Raw genomic sequence first — 9,660 nt, 5'->3', positions numbered from 1 at the left:
CTCCTGCTAAACCTGAAACTATTCTCTAACCTCCGGCAAACGTCAAACCGGAAATGCATCTGTTAATTTACCAATGCCGAGTTTCTTGGTGTTCTTCAAGCCCAACGGCAGCGGTTGTTCTTTACTATTCCCGGCGATCGCATAACAGACATGAAGCTTTGGGATCTCACAATCTTTCAGTATGCTGGGGAATATCTGAACGACCTTTACAGGGGCTGCAAGAAGGCAAAAAGGTTCCTAAATCGATCACTTCTACCTCTAATCTTGCAGCAATTGAGCTCTTATCTAATTCTTCTGCCGTCTTAACGGTTCGAGCAACCTGCATGAGTTTGCCATCTCGATTTACAGTCAGCATGAAGTCCGTGGTTAGAACATAGGAAACATCGCTTTCAGAATTTTTAGGATACTTCCATTCCATCTCATTCGCGATTTGCATCGCTAAATCCAGCTTGAGCATCGGAAACTGTTCTCGAATGTCTACGACATCATCTGACCACTCAAACAAGTAGAAGAGCCGTCTCTCATGATCTGAGAGTAGGTGGTGGTCTCGACCCGTCTTCCAACCTATCTCTCTTGACGATCTGCCGCGTGAGGACACATCTCGAACGGTGAGCCAGGGTTTGTAATTCTTTCCTTCCCCTTGCCCTCGCCCCTCTTTGAGGTAACGGTCAAAGGTAGCTTGGGTCCAATGGTTCTTCTGCCTACCCATAAAAATACCTCTGGAAAGCGAGTAGAACAAGGTAGGTACTCGCTTTTCAGAGATCGTAGTTCATCCGAACTGAATTGTCCAACCGCTTTACAAATTGTCCAACCGCTTTACAAATTGTCCAACCGCTTTATTACTCGACAAATTTCTGTATTTAGAAAATAAACTTGTATACCAGAAACCTTTGAAGCTCAATGCTCTCGTTGCCTTTTCAGAGTGCCAGAAAAATAAAGTCCTATACTTGATGGGTGAAATTGAAGTAAGGTTGATAACTGTAAGAAAAATAAAGTCTTATACTGGATTGAAGCTTTAGTACGAGCAGTACAGGAACTCAGACCTGAGCAGCTAATGAACTACCCCGCCGCAAGCGGACGGGGTATCAGAATCAAAAAAGAGCAAGCTGTTCATCTCTGTGTAACTTGAGGTAGTCATTTCCCTGGTTCTTAACATATTTCGCAATCATGCTTTCGTCGCCATGTTTGCCGACTGTACTGGCAAAGTACCCATCGCTCCAAAACTCTCCACCCCATAACTGTTGCTTCACTTGAGGGCAACGCTTGAACACTTCTCGAGCAGTCAGACTCTTGAGCATCGTGACTAGCTTAGTCACACTGTAGGTCGGCACTGACTGGACTAAAAAATGGACCTGGTCTTTGTCTACACCAATTTCCACAAACTTGATCTCGTAGCGTTTCTCGTTCTCTAGGCACACTTCCTTCAAGACTGCATCGACCGCTTCGTCGAACACAGCCCGTCGATACTTCGCTGGAAACACCAAATGGTAGAGCAATACCGTTAGGATATACGCACTCATCTCAGCATCTTCCGCCGCAAGCAGCGGGGAATCCACCCTCAAGTGATTGAAGTATTCGCTGCACTTAATAGCTTAACTATTTAAAGTATTAGGTAGTAACTTTTCCTACTCAAGTCATGACTCTTTCAACAATGCCCATTCAGATTTTACTGCAAACTCGCTCAGTCTCTCGAATCTCCTGAGCACCACAGTTACCCGTTTGGCAAGATCTTCTCCAGCCATCGCTTACGTCCTTCTGTATTGCATAGGTTTAGGGCTTCCACTGCTGATAATACAATTCAATGCTAGGATTTTTCCCAACTCCTTACCCAGATGAACTCTTACATAGTGTTTGTGCCCGTTACGCAAGCTATGTTGACTATCCACGAGAATTAGATGTTATTCGGGAGGTATGTGGAGTAGGACAGCGGGATATCCGGGCTGATCTCCCTTCCTTTATAGGAAACTTAGTTTGTGTGCTGCCAGTTGGTCATTGCTACACGATTGAGCGTTTGATTGACGAATATACATTAATGCCTTTATATCAGGCATTTTTGCCGAAGGAACGAGGACACTCATACAGACGTAAAATGAGTACTTCTGGTCGGCAACAAGGCGCTAATGCAGCTAACTTTATGAAAGGAGCTAGGAAATCGTTTTTACACATTTGTCCGCTCTGCGCCGAAGAGGATAGAGAAAGTTATGGTGCCGCGTATTGGCATCGTTTACATCAAGTCCCAGGCGTAGAAGTGTGTCATGTGCACAAAGTTTTTCTTCAAAAAACTGAGGCACAGATACGCCCCCACATCATTCATCGAAAGGATACTACTCAGAAGATTTTTTTGCCCGCCAGTCAAATAACTCTTACTAAAAAAATAAAATCATTAAATTTCAGGACGAAAAACAATATTGCTTTGTTCGAGATAGCGAAATCAGCCTCTTGGCTCTTATCCCAAGTAGGGTTATCGTCTGAGCTTAACTTTCTCCGTAGCCGATACCTTAGCTTGTTATTCAGAAAATCTTATCTAGGCTTAAAAGGGCAATTTTCTATGGACGCTTTTTCAAGGCAATTTGTTGGACAGTTCAATAGATTTTTCGGTTCCTACTTGCTAGCTGACTTTAGATATAAAATCTCTCCTAAGCAAAATAAAGAGGAGAATCTAGCCATTTGGGTGCAATCCTGGCTTGACAACATCTTGTCAAGGCCAGAAAGATGTCATCCATCCGAACACTTACTACTTATTCATCTTCTCGGATGTAGAGTTCAAGATTTTTTTGATCTCACTCGGATAGACTTAGATCTCTTTAAACCTCAAATGCTTCCATGTCCAAATAAGGAGTGTAAGCATTTTCAGAAGCCAGTAGTTAACGAGGCTCATCTCAGAGCGATGAGATACAGTCACAGAATGAACTGTTATCTTGTACGAGTATTTTGCCCATTCTGCAAATCTACAATGATGGTTCCGCCATCTATTGCTTCGCTCTAAGTATAGATCTGATTGGCAAGTAATAAGAGTGCATCTCTTGCCTTCCAAACTAGAACTTCTGGAAAATTTTCTATAGCTAAAAACACACTTCCATCGTCATCAATAACGAATGTAAATTCACTGGATGTGACTTCTAAAGGGAAACATTCACTCTCTAGCTCGTACATCTCTGGTAACAGAGACGTATCTAAGTGACACCACAAATCTAGGGGCTTAATTAGAAAGCCTTCTATAGCATTACGAAGACCTACTTGCGATATTTCCACAGAGATTTGATGCTCCGTCATAATGATGTGGCGGGGGGCAACCCTCTCACATTCCTTTGATTGCTTCAGGTTTTCCCGCAAAATAGAGATTTCCTTCGCAGAGGGTTTCAAAGATTTGCGAATATCTTCCCAGTAATGGAATAGCTCAAACTGGAGATGTTGAAAAGCACCCTTTTCCATCAATAAATTTTCAGCTGCTCGGATGGCTCCTTCTAAAACATCCTCTGCCCAGATGCCTGTGTATTTCTGGGCTTCCTCTCGCGCTAAATTCCGAACTAATTCAGTTAAGCCAAAAGCGATCGCGCTGCTGAAGTGAGTGGCTTCTGATGTGTTGGCGGCTTGCAAAAGCTCGGTTAGATTTTGAAGAACGAATTCCTGATGAGAGATAATTCTCAGTCTCATACACTAATCTCCGTGATGCAACAGTGGTATTCAGTCTCACTGATGACTGCTGTACCTACCAAGACGCCAACAACAGGACGAGTATCTAAGTCATTGCAGGACGACGTGTAGACCACTATGCGAGCTATTTCCTCATCCAAGCTTTGTCTAACATTCTGAACAGGGTAAGTTGTTGCTTTAGATTCCAGGAGGTAGGTTTTTCCATTTCCTACCATTACAATATCGGGGTAGTCATGATTAGGACGAGCTAGCAATCTAGCTTGATACAAGCGTTGTCCTAAAAAGCCAGCCACACCTTCACCAATCCCAGCAACTGCACTCTTGCTAGGGGAAACCGCTTTATGGTCATTGCGACTGTAGAACAATGGAGGATAACCTGGTTCAAGAAAAGCACCGCTGGAGTAAGTGAACCAATACTGCAGTTCTTCTAGGGGTCGATACACTAGTTGCTCAGAGTACTTAGTAATCATGCGCTTAAGCGTTTCTGGCCGCACAAATACGGGAGTTTCCAGAACATATCCCACTCGTTTGTTTTCCAGTTGGCTCTGAAATTGTGACTGTAAAGCCTTACGACTAACCGCCCCCTTCGCGAGTGTTTGCTCGAAAGAAGAGAAATAAAACTGCCGGCGTTCTATGGTGATCTGGATTGACATTTGCTCAGAAAGCTAGAAGTCTGTAGACTTCCTATAAGGTAGAGCGTTCGTTTCAGTCAGAGCAATGCTTTCCTATCACGGTGATGGCTCTTTTTTATTTTTCATAGGCGGAGCACAAAGAGCTTTCCGAAGTGATAAAGGAATTCGGTCATAGAATTCCCAGAGAAAATCTATTTCGGCAAGTCGTCTGAGGTAAGACGCATCAGGGATGCGGTGGTTCTTGCCCCGAGTAAACCAGCGATCAACAGTAGGCTCAGAACAACCACAAATCTGTGCAATTTGAGCATGGGTCACATTCCACTTAGCGTAGAAATCCTGAGGAGTCATTGCCAAGCCACAGTTGAGATATAACTTCAGCAAAGCTTGTTCTTTTGATGTCAAGTGACGCAAACTCATGGGCAGTCTCCAGGTGAATGCCATTCGAGATCGTTCTCCCAAGCTATATCCTTGGTTGTCCAAGCATGGGAAGGGGAATTTAGATCAAGCCATACGACGTAGCGCCAACTCCAGTAATGCCAATGCAGGGCTAGAGCATACTCTAAGCCTGTGATAGTGCCAAAATCCTGTGAGGGAAGCGGAGACCATTGAACGCGATCGCCTATATGAAATTTGGGTGTAGGAAGATTGCATGGAAATTCTGGTGGAAGAGTTAAATTTGGCTTCTGAATCAGCACAAGCAAATCAGAACTTAATGCGGCTTTTACACTTATAGTCTACAGGATGTCACTCATTGCCTGTAGACTCATTGTCTACATTGTCTCACGATTTTACTGTGAGACAAAACAGTGAATCTGATATTAAGAAACGATTTGGTAAGGCAATTCGACGACGCAGACGAGAGCTTGAAATCTCCCAGGAGCAATTAGCAGAGCGTTCTGGGCTGCATCGTACTTATATATCAGACATTGAACGTGGAGATCGCAATCCTTCTCTGGAAAATGTCGAGAGACTGGCACGGGCATTAGAACTCACAATTGCTGATCTTCTCACTCAATATGGAGTTGAGGCTGATCTCTAGTAATTAACAGTACGTCTGCTGATTCCCATATAGGTTTGGAAAACAGTGGCTCTACCTTAACGTTTGCGCCTCCTTGTTTTAGATTTTCCTTACAAAGTAGCTCTTAATTACTAAGCAATTGAATAAATTATAGTACTTGTGTATTATAAATATTGGCTATTATAGTACTTCAGTACTATAATAGCCAATTGAATACTATGGTTGACCTTCTGCGGGAGAATCAATTAAAACGACATGACGAAGGTTTAGCGACAGGTGCTGCTGCAATGGTCAAAAAAAAGGTTTTGTTTAATCTATCGCATGGAACATTGCTACCTCCAGAAACAACCGAGGTACTCTGTGCCTTGATTAGAGAAGAACTCCATTACGAAATCATTCACTCTGAGCTAGAGGCTGAATTTATCGGGAATGAGATTTTGGAGCAAATTGATATTCTGGTCTTAGCAGCTCCCACACAACCTCTCAACTCAGAAGAAGTTAGTGTCATAGATAGATTCGTCAAAACAGGCAAATCACTTCTGATCGCCACCCACTTTGATTCTCTTCAACAGGACAGGCATGGAATTAACGAACTTCTAGAATGTTTTCAATTGCGTGCCCAGCAGAGAGTGGGGTATCAACATGAGAAGATAACGAACTTAACTCCACACTACTTGAGCGCAGGAGTGCGACGATTGGCAATTCACAGATATGCAGCATGCTTCGTCATCGCAGGAGACATACCCCAAGCGATCGCTCAATTTCCTGGCTCTGGAGCAGCAAAATTCTTTCTAACCGCTACAGAATTTGGTGCAGGTCGAGTTGTGACAATTGGGGATCACACCATTTTTACCGATAAGCAGATTACGAAAGATGACAACCAAGGGTTGGTGTGTAACATTTTTCGCTGGTTGGCTCATGAGAACTATCTCGATTTACGTGATGCTTCTTTCAAGCAACACATTCGGCATGGACAATCAGAATTATTCTCAATCTCGTTGTTTAATCCTAAGTCAGAGCGATTAGAGAATATTCAGTGTCAGCTAGAAATGAGCAATGCTGGTGAAGTTGAAATGCTCAGCACGAATAATTGCTCCCTTCTACCTCAAGAGACAATCGAATTAGGATGGCTCATCACGCCGCAAAAACTTGGGAATCAGCATCTTACCCTAAAGGTTAATTTGCCTAGCAAATTTGCTCATTCCTTTATCTTGAATCCTGTAGCCAAGTTTACATGTATTCCAGATGCTGACATTACTTTAGCCGTTCACAACCCTCACTCAGAGGTTCCAGAACTGGTTGAGACTGGGGTACAGTTTCAAGTAGAAGCAGTGATTCGATGGAACAAGAATGTTGAAGAGAGTGAGCTTGCGCTGAGTTTAAGCTGTTGCTCTGATGTGCTCGTACTTGAAAAACTGACTTCTCGCTATTGGAGGGTAGTTGCGATAGAACCAGGCAATTATTTGCTTACACTAACCGTTCATGAAACTAACCAAACCATCATGCACTTGGTTCATGTGGTTCTTTCGCCCGAAGCAGAAATTAAAACCGTTCAGGAAAATCTGGTTGGGCTTTTTGAAGCTAAAGTTTATCATCATCTCTCTCATTGGTTTGGACAACACGAACTTGAGACAGTCCTACCGATCTCGTTTGAACTTTTAACACCCGAAGCTCAAGTACAAAAGCTCTATTCTCATTACCTTCAAGAGCAGCTATTAGATTCGCTTCAGGTTGCTAGAAATGAAAACGAAGCATTTGATGCACTAATCGACGATCTGCTATTTTACATTGCACCTACTTACACTTCCAATCATGGTTGTTGCATTCCATATGCTCCTCAATTAGCGGCTCGTCTTATTCAAAAATATCCACGTCGGGAAGAGAACGTTGCCTATAATTTTCTGAGCGTTGCCAACCATAGTCTCTATGGTTCGCGTTGGCTTGAAGGCAATGTGATGGCACTCATTCTCCACGAAAAGTATGGGCATGGCTTCTTCTATACTCAGACTGTCTTAGGCAAGCAACTTGCGATCTTGTACCGCCACGGATTACTCCGAAAGGTAGATTATGAGCAGCTCCGCTCTCCTTATCTGCGTGCCCTTCACCAAGAATACAAGCATGTGATTCAGATGATTAATCATAGTGCTCTGCTGGTCAATGAAGGCTTTGCAACTTGGGTTGAATTAGCTGGACTACAAGAAATTTCTGGAAGCTTTGAGGAAACTGCTCATCGCCGGAAGAAATTCTTGTTTCAAGACACGCAGCTAAGACTTCTGATTAGCCGTAGTGAATACTTCAAGCGATTTGAGCCTGGACCAGGCTCAAAATATCAAATTATGTATGAACGATTCAGAGACATTCAATTCTTCTTTGGGGGTTCACTCGGTTTTCAGTGTGCGATCGCAGCGCTTATAAAAGCAGCAGATGTGGATTTTGGAATTACTGAGCAAGATGGACGGGTACAGTTTGGACTTAAGGCAGCCGTGATAAGAGATCTGCTGTTAGAAGATCGTAAAGGCTATGAAGCAGGAGCCGATCTCCGGCTACGCAGAATTTGGCAGGTTTTACAAGACTATGTTAGGCAACCCCACCATGAGTCTTCTCGAACTCAATGGCAAAAGAATGGTTGGCAATCAGGAACACTCGTGAATAAAATTGTGGGAGAGAAATTGGGATGGTGAAATGATGCGCCCGGAAGAAGCTGAACTTGAACTTTTGAGAGACTTGAAAGCATGGAACCTACAGGCAGCGCGGGAATTTGAAGGTTGCCTCAACCGAGCAAAAGATTGGCGGGCAATTGCAAGACGAGAAGGACACGATGATGGAGATGCTTTCAGTAATGTTTTAGAAGGGGGAAACTGCGGCGGGTCACTGAAAGCTTCTTTTATAGGAAAACCAGATCTATTCCTACGAGCGCGCGCATGTATTGATTACTATCGTCATCATTAACTAAAGTGTATAGTACATTAGAATTCTGGCCAAGACGGTCCTTAGGATTTGGTGCCCTTTATTTATACATAGCCGCTAAAATTACTACCAGATTGTAGAAAAGGTGTGGTTAGGGTGAATAATGTACCAGAAGAAGGTCGGCAAAAGATTTGCCGTAACCTGCTTGAGGTTTTGCAGGAGAATCGGCTAATTCGATTAGATATGCCTGACAGGAAGTTTTCTGTAGTACTGGAGTATATTCCTATGCTTGACCAAGAGGTAAAGCACCGCGCTACTACGAATATATCTTCAACTGATTTAACGAATTCCTTATCACCCCATCAACCAAAGCCAACCCACTTTTCTCAACCCACCGATTTGACATCTTCCATCCAAGCAGACAAGATCTCTAATTCCGACGCGCGGCCTGAAACTGGTGAAGCTGATTCAACTTTGCTCAAACAAAATCCAATTACCACTTCAGAGTTTGCAAGTCCAATTAATAGATCATACTCAGAAAAAATTTTTGACTTTCTAAAAGTGTATTTTAGAGAAGAGGAAGCATTAAAACAGCTACATGAGAAATTAGATAAAAAGTTTTATGATATAGGTGGCGTAGAGTCTGTAGACCAACAATTTGTTAGAGTTCTAGCGGGCTATCTCAAAAATGGAAAACTACGAAAACTGGTGAGTGACATTGAGCTTCTTCAGATGAACCTGAACGAGCATCAGCCTGACACGGTAGAGGAGCTTGCGTTAAAGTTGGCTCATCGTTACGATGGAAAAAGTTTGTTGCCTCCCACTCGCGTTTTCATCAGCTATAGTTGGGCTTCGGCAGATAACTGTAGGCTAGTTAGCAATCTATCGAAAATTTTGAAAGAAAATGGTGTCGATTGCACGATTGACGACCATGTAATGTCTCCAAGCGCAAGATGGGACTCTTGGATGAGAGAGCAAATCCAGACAGCAGACTTTACGCTTATCGTTTGTACAAAAGAATATCGACAAGAATGGGAAGAAGAGGATGCGCAACTTGCTCAAGGCAGAGGGGCAAATTTTGAAAGCAGAATCATGAGAAATGTTCTTTATAAAAATAAGGGAACGAATCATAGGTTTATTCCTATCTTTTTTAGCAAAGAAGATACAACATGCGTCCCAGAGGATCTTAGCGGTTATACCTCTTTCCTAGTAGGGAAGGAATTAAACCTAGATGAGGATAAAATATTTGCTAAGTTGTACTACTTGTTAACGCTACAAACTTGGGAGGAAGAGATATCCATTGGTAGAGTTAAAAAGGTAAGACATTCATAATCTAGCTAAGCTGAGATCGAATAAGGAAAAGAAGGGCTGTGTAATTCGCCCTTGATAACGACTACTACAGTTGTAGATCATCAGACCCTGTGAGTTAACAAATTTGATCGGCTGTCT

Annotated in this window: 11 protein-coding genes; 5 read left to right on the top strand and 6 right to left on the bottom strand. The window is 42.9% G+C overall.

Annotation, left to right across the window (positions count from 1 at the left end; translation table 11 throughout):
- Positions 1 to 166 precede the first annotated feature (166 nt).
- Positions 167 to 709: a TnsA endonuclease N-terminal domain-containing protein gene (locus AC5JLB_RS08695; protein WP_495873431.1), complete on the bottom strand. Its 543-nt coding sequence runs from the start codon at positions 707 to 709 to the stop codon at positions 167 to 169.
- A 382-nt stretch (positions 710 to 1,091) separates the two neighbouring features.
- On the bottom strand, positions 1,092 to 1,520 hold the full coding sequence (gene tnpA, locus AC5JLB_RS08690; protein WP_495873432.1) for an IS200/IS605 family transposase: 429 nt from the start codon (positions 1,518 to 1,520) through the stop codon (positions 1,092 to 1,094).
- Between the two features lie 281 nt (positions 1,521 to 1,801).
- Between tnpA and AC5JLB_RS08685 the strand changes: the two genes are divergently transcribed.
- A complete protein-coding gene (locus tag AC5JLB_RS08685) occupies positions 1,802 to 2,986 on the top strand; it encodes a TnsD family Tn7-like transposition protein (RefSeq protein ID WP_495873430.1) in 1,185 nt (394 codons plus the stop codon).
- Here AC5JLB_RS08685 and AC5JLB_RS08680 read toward each other — a convergent pair.
- From AC5JLB_RS08680 to AC5JLB_RS08665, 4 genes are all read right to left on the bottom strand, one after another.
- Positions 2,983 to 3,654, bottom strand: coding sequence for a hypothetical protein (locus AC5JLB_RS08680; RefSeq protein ID WP_495873429.1), 672 nt, complete (start codon positions 3,652 to 3,654; stop codon positions 2,983 to 2,985). The genes AC5JLB_RS08685 and AC5JLB_RS08680 overlap by 4 nt on opposite strands.
- The gene (locus AC5JLB_RS08675) at positions 3,651 to 4,178 is read right to left on the bottom strand and encodes a hypothetical protein (RefSeq protein WP_495873428.1); all 528 of its coding nucleotides are present in this window, start codon (positions 4,176 to 4,178) and stop codon (positions 3,651 to 3,653) included. Before AC5JLB_RS08675 ends, AC5JLB_RS08680 begins: the two co-directional genes overlap by 4 nt.
- A gap of 204 nt (positions 4,179 to 4,382) precedes the next feature.
- On the bottom strand, positions 4,383 to 4,703 hold the full coding sequence (locus tag AC5JLB_RS08670; protein WP_495873427.1) for an RNA polymerase sigma factor sigma-70 region 4 domain-containing protein: 321 nt from the start codon (positions 4,701 to 4,703) through the stop codon (positions 4,383 to 4,385).
- Positions 4,700 to 4,981 carry a hypothetical protein gene (locus AC5JLB_RS08665; protein WP_495873426.1) on the bottom strand — a complete coding sequence of 94 codons (282 nt, stop codon included), beginning with the start codon at positions 4,979 to 4,981 and terminating at the stop codon, positions 4,700 to 4,702. Before AC5JLB_RS08665 ends, AC5JLB_RS08670 begins: the two co-directional genes overlap by 4 nt.
- An 80-nt stretch (positions 4,982 to 5,061) precedes the next feature.
- Here AC5JLB_RS08665 and AC5JLB_RS08660 point away from each other — a divergent pair, with 80 nt between their 5' ends.
- From AC5JLB_RS08660 to AC5JLB_RS08645, 4 genes are all read left to right on the top strand, one after another.
- Positions 5,062 to 5,325: a helix-turn-helix domain-containing protein gene (locus tag AC5JLB_RS08660; RefSeq protein WP_495873425.1), complete on the top strand. Its 264-nt coding sequence runs from the start codon at positions 5,062 to 5,064 to the stop codon at positions 5,323 to 5,325.
- A 197-nt stretch (positions 5,326 to 5,522) separates the two neighbouring features.
- The gene (locus AC5JLB_RS08655; RefSeq protein WP_495873424.1) at positions 5,523 to 7,985 is read left to right on the top strand and encodes a motility-associated ABC transporter substrate-binding family protein; all 2,463 of its coding nucleotides are present in this window, start codon (positions 5,523 to 5,525) and stop codon (positions 7,983 to 7,985) included.
- Between the two features lies 1 nt (position 7,986).
- On the top strand, positions 7,987 to 8,253 hold the full coding sequence (locus tag AC5JLB_RS08650; RefSeq protein ID WP_495873423.1) for a hypothetical protein: 267 nt from the start codon (positions 7,987 to 7,989) through the stop codon (positions 8,251 to 8,253).
- 114 nt (positions 8,254 to 8,367) lie between these two features.
- The gene (locus tag AC5JLB_RS08645; RefSeq protein WP_495873422.1) at positions 8,368 to 9,543 is read left to right on the top strand and encodes a toll/interleukin-1 receptor domain-containing protein; all 1,176 of its coding nucleotides are present in this window, start codon (positions 8,368 to 8,370) and stop codon (positions 9,541 to 9,543) included.
- Positions 9,544 to 9,660 lie beyond the last annotated feature (117 nt).

Source organism: Myxacorys chilensis, from assembly GCF_059505265.1.
The sequence above is the reverse complement of the archived record's forward strand: the minus strand, read 5'-3'. Positions and strand labels throughout refer to the sequence as shown.